The sequence below is a fragment of the Roseateles asaccharophilus genome, assembly GCF_004362405.1.
Lineage (GTDB): Bacteria > Pseudomonadota > Gammaproteobacteria > Burkholderiales > Burkholderiaceae_C > Kinneretia > Kinneretia asaccharophila.
This window is the reverse complement of the sequence record NZ_SNXE01000002.1, coordinates 612,107-624,821: the sequence shown is the minus strand read 5'-3', so window position 1 is coordinate 624,821 and position 12,715 is coordinate 612,107. Positions and strand designations below refer to the sequence as shown.

12 protein-coding genes are annotated in these 12,715 nt (G+C 67.9%); 6 read left to right on the top strand and 6 right to left on the bottom strand.

The features are described 5' to 3' along the window. Positions 1 to 69: 69 nt before the first annotated feature. The gene (locus DFR39_RS07650; RefSeq protein ID WP_133602928.1) at positions 70 to 1,110 is read left to right on the top strand and encodes a quinone-dependent dihydroorotate dehydrogenase; all 1,041 of its coding nucleotides are present in this window, start codon (positions 70 to 72) and stop codon (positions 1,108 to 1,110) included. Positions 1,111 to 1,169: 59 nt separating this feature from the next. On the opposite strand, the gene DFR39_RS07645 is transcribed toward DFR39_RS07650, so the two are convergent. The 6 genes from DFR39_RS07645 to DFR39_RS07620 all read right to left on the bottom strand — a co-directional run bounded on the left by DFR39_RS07645 (position 1,170) and on the right by DFR39_RS07620 (position 8,469). Further along, positions 1,170 to 1,691 carry an FxDxF family PEP-CTERM protein gene (locus DFR39_RS07645; RefSeq protein ID WP_133602927.1) on the bottom strand — a complete coding sequence of 174 codons (522 nt, stop codon included), beginning with the start codon at positions 1,689 to 1,691 and terminating at the stop codon, positions 1,170 to 1,172. Positions 1,692 to 1,882: 191 nt separating this feature from the next. After that, complete coding sequence (parC, locus tag DFR39_RS07640; RefSeq protein WP_133602926.1) at positions 1,883 to 4,213, bottom strand: DNA topoisomerase IV subunit A; 2,331 nt, start codon at positions 4,211 to 4,213, stop codon at positions 1,883 to 1,885. Between the two features lie 6 nt (positions 4,214 to 4,219). Beyond that, positions 4,220 to 4,876: a lytic transglycosylase domain-containing protein gene (locus DFR39_RS07635; protein WP_246030736.1), complete on the bottom strand. Its 657-nt coding sequence runs from the start codon at positions 4,874 to 4,876 to the stop codon at positions 4,220 to 4,222. Next, a complete protein-coding gene (locus DFR39_RS07630; protein WP_133602925.1) occupies positions 4,873 to 5,403 on the bottom strand; it encodes a GNAT family N-acetyltransferase in 531 nt (176 codons plus the stop codon). The genes DFR39_RS07635 and DFR39_RS07630 overlap by 4 nt, the downstream gene beginning before the upstream one ends. Beyond that, on the bottom strand, positions 5,403 to 6,458 hold the full coding sequence (locus DFR39_RS07625; protein ID WP_133602924.1) for a histone deacetylase family protein: 1,056 nt from the start codon (positions 6,456 to 6,458) through the stop codon (positions 5,403 to 5,405). The genes DFR39_RS07630 and DFR39_RS07625 overlap by 1 nt, the downstream gene beginning before the upstream one ends. Positions 6,459 to 6,477: 19 nt before the next feature. Further along, on the bottom strand, positions 6,478 to 8,469 hold the full coding sequence (locus DFR39_RS07620) for a DNA topoisomerase IV subunit B (RefSeq protein ID WP_133602923.1): 1,992 nt from the start codon (positions 8,467 to 8,469) through the stop codon (positions 6,478 to 6,480). A 71-nt stretch (positions 8,470 to 8,540) separates the two neighbouring features. On the opposite strand from DFR39_RS07620, the gene DFR39_RS07615 reads away from it, so the two are divergent. The 5 genes from DFR39_RS07615 (at position 8,541) to bamC (ending at position 12,699) form a co-directional block, all read left to right on the top strand. Next, the gene (locus DFR39_RS07615) at positions 8,541 to 9,761 is read left to right on the top strand and encodes an MFS transporter (RefSeq protein ID WP_133602922.1); all 1,221 of its coding nucleotides are present in this window, start codon (positions 8,541 to 8,543) and stop codon (positions 9,759 to 9,761) included. Between the two features lie 8 nt (positions 9,762 to 9,769). Next, on the top strand, positions 9,770 to 9,910 hold the full coding sequence (locus tag DFR39_RS19810; RefSeq protein ID WP_162849428.1) for a hypothetical protein: 141 nt from the start codon (positions 9,770 to 9,772) through the stop codon (positions 9,908 to 9,910). A 21-nt stretch (positions 9,911 to 9,931) separates the two neighbouring features. After that, on the top strand, positions 9,932 to 10,492 hold the full coding sequence (locus DFR39_RS07610) for a class I SAM-dependent methyltransferase (RefSeq protein ID WP_133602921.1): 561 nt from the start codon (positions 9,932 to 9,934) through the stop codon (positions 10,490 to 10,492). A gap of 53 nt (positions 10,493 to 10,545) precedes the next feature. Continuing rightward, a complete protein-coding gene (gene dapA / locus DFR39_RS07605) occupies positions 10,546 to 11,427 on the top strand; it encodes a 4-hydroxy-tetrahydrodipicolinate synthase (RefSeq protein WP_133602920.1) in 882 nt (293 codons plus the stop codon). A 78-nt stretch (positions 11,428 to 11,505) separates the two neighbouring features. Then, the gene (bamC, locus tag DFR39_RS07600; RefSeq protein ID WP_133602919.1) at positions 11,506 to 12,699 is read left to right on the top strand and encodes an outer membrane protein assembly factor BamC; all 1,194 of its coding nucleotides are present in this window, start codon (positions 11,506 to 11,508) and stop codon (positions 12,697 to 12,699) included. Positions 12,700 to 12,715 lie beyond the last annotated feature (16 nt).

The window sequence follows — 12,715 nt, the reverse complement described above, 5'->3', positions numbered from 1 at the left end:
GGCCGCTTTCGCCGCGGGCACGGTCGCGGCATGCCGGCCTCGTGGCGGCCGATGCGACAATCTCGCCCCATGTCTCTCGTTCCCTACGCCCTCACCCGTCCCTTTCTCTTCGGCCTGGACCCCGAGCATGCGCATGAGCTGACCCTGGGCGCCATCGCCCGGCTGCAGAACACGCCGGCCCAGTGTTTGTGGGCCCAGACCCGCATCGCCGACCCGGTCACGGTGGCGGGCCTGCGCTTCCCCAACCGTATCGGCCTGGCCGCCGGTCTGGACAAGAACGGTCGCTGCATCGACGGTCTGGGCGCCATGGGCTTCGGTTTCATCGAGGTCGGCACCGTCACGCCCAAGGGCCAGCCCGGCAATGACAAGCCGCGCATGTTCCGCATTCCCGAGAAAGAGGCCCTGATCAACCGCCTGGGCTTCAACAACGAGGGTCTGGCCAGCTTCATCGCCAATGTGCAGCGCGCCCGCTCCTTCCGCGCCGCCGGTGGCCTGCTGGGCCTGAACATCGGCAAGAACGCCGCCACGCCCATCGAGAACGCGGTGGACGACTACCTGATCGGCCTGGAGGGCGTGTTCCCCCACGCCGACTACATCACGGTCAATATCTCCAGCCCCAACACCAAGAACCTGCGCGCCCTGCAAAGCGATGAGGCCCTGGACGCCCTGCTCTCTCGCCTGCAGACCCGCAAGCTGGAACTGCAGCAGGCCAGCGGCCGCCAGGTGCCCATGTTCGTGAAGATTGCGCCGGACCTGGACGAGGACCAGGTGGCCGTGATCGCCCAGACCCTGCAGAAGAACGGCATCGATGGTGTGATCGCCACCAACACCACCATCGCACGCGAGGCGGTCCGGGGCCTGCCGCATGCGGGCGAGACCGGCGGACTCTCGGGCCGCCCGGTCTTCGAGGCCAGCAACCGCGTGATCCGCCTGCTGCGCGCGGCCCTAGGTTCCAACTACCCCATCATCGGGGTGGGCGGTGTGCTCAGCGGCGAGGATGCCCGCGCCAAGATCGCGGCCGGCGCCGATCTGGTGCAGATCTACACCGGTCTCATCTACAAAGGTCCGGCTCTCGTGGCTGACTGCGCACGCGCACTGAGCCGTCCCTGAGCTTGAAGCAAAGCCGGAAATGAAAAACGGATCCTGCCGGATCCGTTTTTTGGAGCGCTTCAGGCCTGCTGCTTGCGCCGACGTGCCACGAAGCCCACCACGCCCAAGCCGGCCAGGAGCATGGCGTAGGTCTCAGGCTCGGGGATCGGCGTCGTAATCGGCGTAGCGACGATATTGCCCCCATAGGAAGCCGAGGCGCCGGTGATGCCGGTACCGGTGACCTTCAGTTGATATGTGCCTGCCGGCAGGATAGAGCCGCCAGCCACCACCTTGGTCGTGACCGTTACACCGTTGTTCGTGACCTCGGAGGTCGGTCCGACCAAGAGCTTGTCATTGAGCCAGGCCGAAAAACCGAGGATGCCGCCGGTGCTCAGCGAGGCGAAGGAGACCTGCACATTGGTGATGGACGCGGCAACGGCAGACTCCGTTCCGAGATCAAAGGTCCAGATATCGGTGAAGGCACCCGTCACGGTATTGCTGAACGAAGCACTCGGGCTGGGAGAGACCGGACCGCCTGCTGCCCAAGCCCCGACACCAGACACCGCCAAAGCGGCAGCAATCACCACAGATTTCAAGTTCATGACTTAGCTCCTGAACGTTCGCAGCACATTCGCCGTCAAATCGTGAAGAAATTGTGCACTGCAGCGAGTGTCGTAGTCCACCGGGATCAGTCCCCCATGTTAGGGGCATGCATCGGCAACTTTGGCGAGCTCCGGCGGTGTTGCATCAATTTGGTGCAAATCGGGGGCAAGACACGGGAAGCGACTCGGCATCAGGCGGCCAGCACGCGCAAGACCTTCTGCATGCCCTCCACCGGCTTGCCCTTGCGGGCGCGCTTGCCGGCGTAGCTGGCAAGACCTGCCCCCTTGAGCAGCTCTTCCTTGGGCTTGCCGCCGCGGCCGCTGCCCAGCACCTGCAGCAGCTGGGTGTAGGCGGCCACGCTCAGCAGCGCGTCCTTGGGTTCCAGATCCATCAGGGTCAGGCCGCGACCGCCCTTGGGCTGGTGCTTGAGCTCGTCCAGCGCGAAGGTGAGCAGGCGCCCCTGCAGCGACAGGCAGGCCAGCTGCTGGCCCAGGCCCTCCGGCACCGCGCTGGGCGGCAGGGGCTTTTCCTCGCCCTCCAGGCTCAGGAAGGTCTTGCCGGCCTTCTGGCGACCGACCAGATCGCCCACCTGGGCGATCAGGCCGAAGCCGCCGGTCCCGGCCAGCACCAGGCGTTGGCTGGCGCTGGCGGCGTAGTAATGAGCGATCTGGGTGCCGCTCTCCAGCTCGATGAGCGTGGTGATGGGCTGGCCATCGCCGCGACCGCCCGGCAGGGCCGAGACCGGCACCGAGTAGACCCGGCCATTGCTGCCAAAGACGATCAGCGGATCCACGCTGCGGCAGGGGAAGGTGCCGTAGAGCTGGTCGCCGCTCTTGAAGCTGAGCGCGGCCGGATCGATCTCATGGCCCTTGAGCGCCCTCACCCAGCCCTTCAAGCTGACCACCACGGTGACGGGCTCGTCCACCACCTTGATCTCGGCCACGGCCTTCTTCTCTTCCTGGATCAGGGTGCGGCGCTCGTCGCCATAGGCCTTGGCATCGGCCTCGATCTCCTTGACCACGGTGCGCTTGAGCACGCCGGGGTTGCCCAGGATGTCTTCCAGCTTGGCCTGCTCCTCGCGCAGCTGGGTCAGCTCCTGCTCGATCTTGATGGCCTCCAGTCGCGCCAGCTGGCGCAGACGGATTTCCAGGATGTCCTCGGCCTGGCGATCGCTGAGCTTGAAGCGCTCGATCAGCGCGGCCTTGGGCTCGTCGCTGTTGCGGATGATGCGGATCACCTCGTCGATGTTCAGCAGCACCAGCTGGCGGCCTTCCAGCACATGGATGCGGTCCAGCACCTTGGTGAGGCGGTGCTGGGTGCGGCGCTGCACCGTGGCCAGGCGGTAACCCAGCCACTCGCTGAGGATCTGGCGCAGATTCTTCTGCGTGGGCCGGCCGTCGGCGCCGATCATGGTCAGGTTGACCGAGGCCGAGGTCTCCAGGCTGGTGTGGGCCAGCAGGGTGGTGATCAGCTCCTGCTGCTCCACCGTGCGGCTCTTGGGCTCGAAGACCAGGCGCACCGGCGCGTCCTTGCTGGACTCGTCGCGCACCCCGTCCAGCACGGACAACACGCTGGCCTTGAGCTGCAGCTGCTCCTGGCTCAGCGCCTTCTTGCCGGTCTTGACCTTGGGGTTGGAGAGTTCCTCGATCTCCTCCAGCACCTTCTGCGAGCTGGTGCCGTGCGGCAGCTCGGTCACCACCAGCTGCCACTGGCCGCGCGCCAGGTCCTCGATCTTCCAGCGCGCGCGCAGCTTGAGGCTGCCGCGGCCGCTGGCGTAGGCGGCGCGGATGTCCTCGGCGCTGCTGATCAGCTGGCCGCCACCGGGGAAGTCGGGACCGGGCAGCAGGGTGTAGAGCTCATCGTCCGTGAGCTTGTCGTTCTTCAACAGGGCCACGGCCGCGGCCGCCACCTCGCGCAGATTGTGGCTGGGCACCTCGGTGGCCAGGCCCACGGCAATGCCCGAGGCGCCGTTGAGCAGCACAAAGGGCAGGCGTGCCGGCAGCTGGCGCGGCTCCTGGGTGGAGCCGTCGTAATTGGGCACCAGGTCCACCGTGCCCTCGTCGATCTCATCCAGCAGCAGTCGGGCAATGGGGGCCAGGCGGGCTTCGGTGTAACGCATGGCCGCGGCGCCATCGCCATCACGGCTGCCGAAATTGCCCTGACCATCGATCAGCGGATAGCGCTGGCTGAAGTCCTGGGCCATGCGCACCAGGGCGTCATACACCGACTGGTCGCCATGAGGGTGGAAACGACCCAGTACATCGCCCACCACGCGCGCGCCCTTGACCGGCTTGGCGCCCGAGGCGCCGCTCCAGGTCAGACCCATGCGCTCCATGGCGTAGAGGATGCGGCGCTGCACCGGCTTCTGGCCGTCGCAGACATCGGGCAGGGCCCGTCCCTTGACCACCGAGAGCGCGTACTCGAGATAGGCCTGCTGGGCGTAGTGCGCCAGGGTCAGGGCGTCACCCGGCTCCTCGGCCGGGTTGGTGGCAAACAGGTCCAGAGTGTTGGAATCGCTCATGAAAGATCAACTGCTATGAATTCTCAGCTGGCGCGCCTGGGCCGGCAGGCTGCGCTGCAACAGGGCCCAGTACAGCTCCAGCACCAGGTGCACATGGGCCTGGGTCTCGGGGATGGGCGGCATCTGGCCGCCATGGCGGGCCACCCTGCCCTCGCCGGCATTCCAGGCCGCCAGGGCCACATCGATGCGGCCGAAACGCTTGATCAGGCGCGCCAACTGGGCCGCGCCGGCATGCACATTGGCGCGCGGATCGAGCAGGCGCGCGGCCTGCTCGGCCGGGGCCATGATCTGCATCAGGCCCACCGCGCCACGCGGCGATACGGCGTCGGCCTTGAAGCCGCTCTCCACCGTGATGATGGCCTTGAGCAGCTCCATGTCCACGCCATGCCGGCGCGCGGCCTCGCGCAGCCAGGGCTGCACGCTCTTGACCTCAGGCGCGAACTCCAGCCAGGTCAGCAGGCCCTGGCTGCCGTCCTGCTTGCCGGGCACCCGGCCCTGCTCGGCCGAGGGCGTGCCCAGCACCAGGCTGTAGCGGCTATTGAGCGGGCGCGCGGCCACATGGGCCACGCCGGCGCCATCCACATAGCCCCAAAGCTCGGCGCGCGCCGCTCCGGCCAGGGCCAGTCCGCTCGCAAGCAGGGGGAGGAGCGCGCGAATCCTCACGCCACCTCCTGCCCCAGGGCCAGGCGGGCCTGGTACTCGCGGTCCAGCATGGACATCACGATCAGGCTGTCGTAGCCATCGGCGCCGGCCACGCGCACGCTCTCGCGCAGGCGACCCTCCTCCACAAAGCCCTCGCTCTGGTAGAGGTGCTGGGCACGGGTGTTGAGCGCCTTCACATCCAGCCAGAAGCGGTGTGCGCCCAGCTGGGTGAATGCCAGCTTCTTGAGCTGGCGCACGCAGTCCCGCCCCAGACCGCGGCCCTGGCCGCGCGGGCCCAGCACGATGCGCTTGAGCTCCACCGAGCGGTGCGGGCTGCGGCAGCCCTGCAGGATCACAAAGCCCAGGGCGGCACCCTCGGCGTCTTCAATGATGAAGTGACGCGAGTCCGGGAAGCGGATCGCGCCCTCGTGCTGGGTGCGCTCCCAGGCGGTGATGAAGGGCGCGTTGGCCGCGTCCTGCTCGACCGAGACCACAAAGTCCAGGTCCGAAAGCATGGTGGGACGCAGGATCACGCGCGGCGCAGGCATCAGCGGCTCCCTGCCCGCCCGAGGCCGCGTTCAAAACCCTGCAGCACCGCCACCACATTCAGGCCTATGGCCTCGGTGGCATAGCCACCTTCCTGCAGAAAGAGAGTGCGTGGCGCGCCAAAGGCCGCCAGGCGCTCGCCCAGGGCGGCGAACTCGGGCCGGTCCAGCTTGAAGTGCGAGATCGGGTCGCCGCCATAGGTATCCACACCCAGGGAGACGATCAGCAGCTCGGGCGCAAAAACCTGCAGCCGGCCCAGCAATCGCTCCAGGGCCGCGAACCAGGCCTCGTTGGAGCTGCCCGCCGCCAGGGGCTCGTTGGCATTGAAGCCCAGGCCGGCACCCGCGCCGCGCTCGTCCGCATGGCCCAGGAAGAAGGGGTACTCGGTTTGCGGATCGCCATGCAGGCTGGCGTAGAACACATCGGCGCGCTCGTAGAAGATGGCCTGGGTGCCATTGCCGTGGTGGTAATCCACGTCCAGGATGGCCACGCGCTGCAGACCGGCGTCGCGCGCCGCCTGGGCCGCCACCGCGGCATTGTTGATGAAGCAGTAGCCGCCAAAGAAATCGGCCCCGGCATGGTGGCCCGGCGGGCGGGTCAACACATAGGCGCGGCGCTCATCCCCCAGGGCGATCTCCAGGCCGCTGAGCGTGGCCTGGGCGCCCCAGTAGGCGGCCTCCCAGGCGCCCGCGGTCAGCGGCGTGCCGCTGTCCATGGAATACAGGCCCATGCGGGCGGCAAAGCTCTGCGGCTCCACATCCGAGCGCAGGCTGCGCACCGGCCAGACGGCCGGGAAGGCGTCCCCCTCCCCGCCCAGGGCCCGCCACTCGGCGTGGGCCCCGCGCAGAAAGCGCAGATAGGCCGGCGCATGCACGCGCTCCAGCGGCGCCAGCCCATGGTCCACCGGCGCCAGCACCTCGCCCAGGGCCGCGGCCTGCACGGCCTTGAGCACATAGTCGGCCCGCGCCGGGATCTCGAAGGCCGGCACCAGGCGCCCGCGAAAGAACTCGTGGGTGGCGGCGTGGCCGGCGTGCTGCGGGTTGTAGACGGTCTTCATGGCAGGGCTGGCCTGGGGCTTAGATATCGATTTCCACCGCGTCGCCGTGAATCTCCATCAGCTCGCGGCGCGAGGCGGCCTCGCCCTTGCCCATCAGCTTGTTGATGGCTTCCACGGTCTGGCCGAAGTCCAGCAGGCCGTAGCGCACCGGGGAGAGGCGGCGGGTCTCGGGGTTGAGCGTGGTGTCCCAGAGCTGCTCGGCGCTCATCTCGCCCAGGCCCTTGAAGCGGCTGATGGTCCAAGAGCCATCGCGCGCACCTTCCTTGCGCAGCTTATCCAGCGTGGCGGTGAGCTCGCCCTCGTCCAGGGCATAGAGCTTGACCGGCGGCTTCTTGCCACGGGCCGGCGCATCCACCCGGTACAGCGGCGGGCGGGCCACGAAGATGTGCCCGGCCTCGACCAGCTTGGGGAAGTGGCGGAAGAAGAGCGTGAGCAGCAGCACCTGGATGTGGGAGCCGTCCACGTCCGCGTCCGAGAGGATGCAGATCTTGCCGTAGCGCAGGCCGCTGAGGTCGGGGCTGTCGTTCGGGCCGTGCGGATCCACGCCGATGGCCACCGAGATATCGTGGATCTCGTTGTTCTTGAACAGCAGATCGCGCTCCACCTCCCAGGCATTGAGCACCTTGCCGCGCAGGGGCAGCACGGCCTGGGTTTCCTTGTTGCGGCCCATCTTGGCGCTGCCACCGGCGGAGTCGCCCTCCACCAGGAAGAGCTCGTTGTGCAGGATGTCGCGGCTCTCGCAGTCGGTGAGCTTGCCGGGCAGCACGGCCACGCCCGAGCCCTTGCGCTTTTCCACCTTCTGGGCGGCGCGCTGGCGGCTCTGGGCCTGCTTGATGGCCAGCTCGGCCAGCTTCTTGCCGAACTCCACATGCTGGTTCAGCCACAGCTCCAGCTGCGGCTTGACGAAGCTGGAGACCAGGCGCAGCGCGTCGCGGCTGTTCAGACGCTCCTTGGTCTGGCCCTGGAACTGCGGGTCCAGCACCTTGGCCGAGAGCACGAAGCTGGCGCGCGAGAACACATCGTCGGGCATCAGCTTCACGCCCTTGGGCAGCAGGGAGTGCAGCTCGATAAAGCCCTTGAGCGCGCCGAACAGACCATCCTTCAGGCCGGACTCGTGCGTGCCGCCCGCCACCGTGGGGATCAGGTTCACATAGCTCTCGCGCATCACCGCGCCTTCTTCGGTGAAGGCCAGGGCCCAGGCCGCGCCCTCGCCCTCGGCGAAGTTCTCGCTCTCCTGGCTGCTGGCGTACTGCTCGCCCTCGATCAGCGGAATCAGCGGGTCGGTCGACAGGGTCTGCATCAGGTAGTCGCGCAGGCCGCCCTTGTAGGACCAGGTCTGCAGCTCACCGCTCTTCTCGTTCTTGAGCGTCACGATGACGCCCGGCATCAGCACCGCCTTGGAGCGCAGCAGATGCACCAGCTCGTGCTTGGGCAGCTCGGCACTCTCGAAATACTTGGCATCGGGCCAGACACGCACCGTCGTGCCCTGCTTGCGGTCGCCGCTGGCGGCCGCGCGGGCGCTCACCGGTTCCACCACATCGCCATGCTCGAAGGCCAGGGCGGCCACCTGCTTGTCGCGCCAGACCGTCACCTCCAGGCGGGTGGCCAGGGCATTGGTCACCGACACGCCCACGCCGTGCAGGCCGCCGGAGAAGCTATAGGCCCCGCCCGAGCCCTTGTCGAACTTGCCGCCCGCATGCAGGCGGGTGAAGACGATCTCCACCACCGGCACGCCTTCCTCGGGGTGCAGGCCGAAGGGAATGCCGCGGCCGTCGTCGGCCACGGAGATGGAGCCGTCGGCATGCTGGATCACATCGATGCGCTTGCCGAAGCCGGCCAGGGCCTCGTCGGCGGCGTTGTCGATCACCTCCTGGATGATGTGCAGGGGGTTGTCGGTGCGGGTGTACATGCCCGGCCGCTGCTTGACCGGCTCCAGACCCTTGAGAACGCGGATCGAGCCCTCGCCATAGCTGCTCGGGTTGCTGCTGTTGCTTGCTGCTTTGGTCGCCATGGGGCGGGATTCTAGGACCCGTCCTCGCGCCCAGGCGGCAGAGTTTGGCAGCATTGGCTACAGTGCGGTGGATGAACAGCCCCGCCTCGCCCGCCCCGCTCTCGATCAAACAGGTGCTGCTGTGCGGCGCCCTGATCGTGACCCTGTCCATGGGCATACGCCACGGCTTCGGCCTGTGGTTGCAGCCCATCACCCTGGACCGGGGTTGGACCCGGGAGACCTTTGCCTTTGCCCTGGCGGTGCAGAACATTGCCTGGGGCCTGGCCGGCCCCTTCGCCGGCATGCTGGCCGACCGCTTCGGGGCCTTCAAGGTCATCGTGGTGGGCGGCCTACTCTATGCCCTGGGCCTGGTGCTGATGGCCCTGTCCACCTCGGGCCTGGCCTTCACCGGCAGCGCGGGCCTGCTGATCGGCATGGCGCAGTCCGGCACCACCTATGCGGTGATCTATGGCGTGATCGCCCGCAATGTGGCGCCCGAGAAGCGCAGCTGGGCCATGGGCGTGGCGGCGGCGGCTGGCAGCTTCGGCCAGTTCCTGATGGTGCCGGTGGAAAACTGGTTGATCTCGGGAACGGGCTGGCAGAACGCGCTCTTCATCCTCTCGATCGCCGCCCTGCTGATCCTGCCCCTGGCCTTCGGTCTGCGCGAGCCGACGCGCAGCGGGGCGCATAGCGCCCACTCGCAAAGCGTGGGCCAAGCCCTGCGCGAGGCCTTTGGCTACCGCAGCTTCCAGCTGCTGATGGCGGGCTATTTCGTCTGCGGCTTCCAGGTGGTCTTCATCGGTGTGCACATGCCCAGCTATCTGAAGGACCAGGGGCTCTCGCCCCAAGTGGCCACCTATGCCCTGGCCCTGATTGGCCTGTTCAATGTCTTCGGCACCTATGCCGCGGGCAGCCTGGGCCAGCGCTTTCCCAAGCGCTATCTGCTCTCGGGCATCTATGCCCTGCGCTCGGTGGCCATCGTCACCTTTCTGAGCGTGCCGCTGAGCCCCATGAGCGTCTATGTGTTCTCGGCCGTGATGGGCCTGCTCTGGCTCTCCACCGTGCCGCCCACCAATGCGGTGGTGGCGCAGATCTTCGGCGTGCAGCACATGTCCATGCTGGGCGGCTTTGTGTTCTTCAGCCACCAGATCGGCTCCTTCCTGGGCGTCTGGCTGGGCGGCAAGCTCTATGACGCCAGCGGCAGCTACGACATCGTCTGGTGGCTGGCCGTGGCCCTGGGCGTGATGGCCGCCCTGATCAATCTGCCGGTGCGTGAGCAGGCCATCGCCCGCCCCGTGCCCGCCACGGCATGAACCCGTTCATGGCCCCGCACCAACGCCGCCGCATGCGCATCGCCCTCAGCTGGCTGCTGGTGAGCCTGGTTCTGGCGGCCGTCTTCCTCGCCTATGCCCAACCGGCCCTGATGCAGCAGCTCTCCGAGCAGCTCTGGGCCTGTTTCTGAATCCTTGCCCGCATTTCCTTGATGTCTTTCGACGCCCCCTCCCCCTGGCTGCTGCGCTGGAGCCAGCAGCTTGCCCCCGGCGCCCGCGTGCTGGACCTGGCCTGCGGCAGCGGCCGCCATCTGCGCCCACTGGCCGCCCAGGGTTTCAGGCTCACCGGCGTAGACCGCGACGCTCAGGCCCTGGCCCCGCTGGCCGGTCTGGCCGAGACCCTGGTGGCCGATCTTGAGGCCGGCCCCTGGCCCCTGGGCGAGCGACAGTTCGATCTGGTGCTGGTCGCGAACTACCTCTGGCGCCCCCTGCTGCCACGCCTGGTGGCGGCCGTGGCGCCAGGCGGCTGGCTGGTCTACGAAACCTTTGCTCATGGCCAGCAGAGCCTTGGCCGGCCCAGCCGGCCCGACTTCCTGCTGCAGCCCGGCGAGCTGCTTGGCGCCTGCCAGGGCCTGCGCATCGTGGCTTATGAGGACGGGTTTCTGGAGCAAGGGCCTGCAGGCGCGGTCAACCCGCGCTACGTCCAGCGCGTTGCTGCCGTTCGCGAAATGGCGCCGTCCCCCGGGGTTTTCCAGCGCTACCGCCTGGACTGAGAAGTGCACCCCGCGGCGCTGAGTAGAATCGCGCGATTACGAGGAATCCTCCCATGACACCGATTGTTGGCAGCATCGTGGCGCTTGTGACGCCCATGCAGGAAGACGGCAGCGTCGATTACGTCGCGCTGCGCAGCTTGATCGATTGGCATATCGCCGAAGGCACCGACTGCATTGGCGTGGTCGGCACCACCGGCGAGTCGCCCACGGTCAGCATGGAAGAGAACCGGGAGATCATCCGGGTCGCGGTCGAGCATGCCAAGGGTCGCGTGCCCATCATGGCCGGTACCGGGGCCAACTCCACGGCCGAGGCCATCGAGCTGAGCCGCTATGCCAAGTCGGTGGGCGCGGACTGCACGCTCTCCGTCGTGCCCTACTACAACAAGCCCAGCCAGGAAGGCATCTACCAGCACTACAAGGCGATCGCCGAGGCCGTGGACATCCCCATGATGCTCTACAACGTGCCGGGTCGCACCGTGGCGGATATGCAGCCCGAGACCGCGCTGCGCTGTGCCGCCCTGCCCGGCGTCTTCGGCGTCAAGGAAGCCACCGGCAATATCGAGCGCGCCGCCTACCTGATCAAGCACGCCCCCAAGGGCTTCGGCATCTACTCGGGTGACGACGGCACGGCCGTGGCCCTGATGCTGCTGGGCGGCCAGGGCAATGTGAGCGTGACCGCCAATGTGGCACCGCGCCTGATGCACGAGCTCTGCCGGGCCGCGCTGGCCGGCCAGGTGGCCGAGGCGCGCCGCATCCACTTCCAGCTGCTGGGCCTGCACAAGCAGCTCTTCTGCGAACCCAGCCCCGCGCCCACCAAGTGGGCCCTGGAGAAGCTGGGCCGCTGCAAGGGCGCGCTGCGCCTGCCCATCACCCCGCTGACCCCGGCCGGCCAGGCCGCGGTGCAGCAGGCACTGCAGGAGGCCGGGCTGCTCTGAACGGAGCCGCTCAGCCACATTGCCCACACCACGATTCCTGTGAGACCAGGCCGGGGCACCGCCCCACGACCTTCGGAGATGTCTAGCGTGACCCGTTTCCCTTCCTTCGCGCCCACGGCGCAGCGCCTGGCCTGCGTGGCCCTGATCGCCTCGCTGGCTGCCTGCAGCAGCTTTGACGGCACCTTCAGCTCCGACAAGGTGGACTATCGCAGCCAAGCCAAGCAGACCAGCGGCCTGGATGTGCCCCCGGACCTGACTCAGCTGGCCCGCGACGGTCGCTCCCAGGTCCAAGGCGGCAGCATCAGCGCCTCGGCGCTGCAGCAACCCGCCAACAACGCTCGGGCTGCCGCCCCTGGCACTGCCGCCCCCCAGGTGGCCCTGGCCAACGCGGGCGAAGCCCGTCTGCAGCGCAACGGCGATGTGCGCTGGCTGCACAGCACGGCCACGCCCGAGCAACTGTGGCCTCAGCTGCGCAGCTTCTGGCAGGAGCGCGGCCTGGAACTGGTCAAGGATGATCCGGCCGTGGGCGTGATGGAAACCGGCTGGGCCGAGAACCGCGCCCGCCTGCCCCAGGACGTCGTGCGCAAGACCATCGGCAAGGTCTTCGACTCGCTGTACTCCACCGGTGAGCGCGATATGTACCGCACCCGCGTGGAGCGCAATGCCAATGGTGGAACCGATGTCTTCATCGTGCACCGCGGCATGCAGGAGGTCTACACCAGCAACCAGCGCGACACCACGATGTGGCAGCCCCGTCCGGCCGACCCCACCCTGGAAGGCGAGATGCTTTCGCGCCTGCTGCTCAAGCTGGGCGGCCAGGCCGAGAGCAGCAAGCTGGCGGCGGCCACCCCGGGCACCAGCGCCCAGGCGACCGTGCCCTCGGCCGAGCTGCCATCGGTGCGCGGCAATGCCCGCAACCGCCCGCTGAGCGAGGTGCCTGACAGCCTGCAGGTCAATGAAGGCTTCGAGCGCGCCTGGCGCCGCGTGGGCCAGTCCCTGGACCGCCACGGCTTCACCATCGAGGACCGCGACCGCAACCAGGGCCTGTTCTATCTGCGCTATGCCGACCCGACCCTGGTGGGCAAGGAAGAGCCGAACTTCTTCCAGCGTCTGTTCAAGGGCGAGCAGGCCGTGACCGCCAACCGCTACCGCGTCTCGGTCAAGTCCGAGGGCGAGCGCAGCGTGGTGAAGATTCTGGACACCAAGGGCCAGCAGCAGACCGACGAGAATGCCAAGCGCATCCTGAACCTGCTGATGGACGATCTGCGCTGATCCATCCACCAGGGCC

Bases quoted from the DNA above. Each gene is read 5' to 3' on its own strand.
- DFR39_RS07645 (WP_133602927.1), bottom strand. From the start codon at position 1,691: ATGAACTTGAAATCTGTGGTGATTGCTGCCGCTTTGGCGGTGTCTGGT.
- DFR39_RS07650 (WP_133602928.1), top strand. From the start codon at position 70: ATGTCTCTCGTTCCCTACGCCCTCACCCGTCCCTTTCTCTTCGGCCTG.
- DFR39_RS19810 (WP_162849428.1), top strand. From the start codon at position 9,770: ATGGCCCCGCACCAACGCCGCCGCATGCGCATCGCCCTCAGCTGGCTG.
- dapA (WP_133602920.1), top strand. From the start codon at position 10,546: ATGACACCGATTGTTGGCAGCATCGTGGCGCTTGTGACGCCCATGCAG.
- parC (WP_133602926.1), bottom strand. From the start codon at position 4,213: ATGAGCGATTCCAACACTCTGGACCTGTTTGCCACCAACCCGGCCGAG.
- DFR39_RS07610 (WP_133602921.1), top strand. From the start codon at position 9,932: ATGTCTTTCGACGCCCCCTCCCCCTGGCTGCTGCGCTGGAGCCAGCAG.
- bamC (WP_133602919.1), top strand. From the start codon at position 11,506: ATGTCTAGCGTGACCCGTTTCCCTTCCTTCGCGCCCACGGCGCAGCGC.
- DFR39_RS07625 (WP_133602924.1), bottom strand. From the start codon at position 6,458: ATGAAGACCGTCTACAACCCGCAGCACGCCGGCCACGCCGCCACCCAC.
- DFR39_RS07630 (WP_133602925.1), bottom strand. From the start codon at position 5,403: ATGCCTGCGCCGCGCGTGATCCTGCGTCCCACCATGCTTTCGGACCTG.
- DFR39_RS07615 (WP_133602922.1), top strand. From the start codon at position 8,541: ATGAACAGCCCCGCCTCGCCCGCCCCGCTCTCGATCAAACAGGTGCTG.
- DFR39_RS07620 (WP_133602923.1), bottom strand. From the start codon at position 8,469: ATGGCGACCAAAGCAGCAAGCAACAGCAGCAACCCGAGCAGCTATGGC.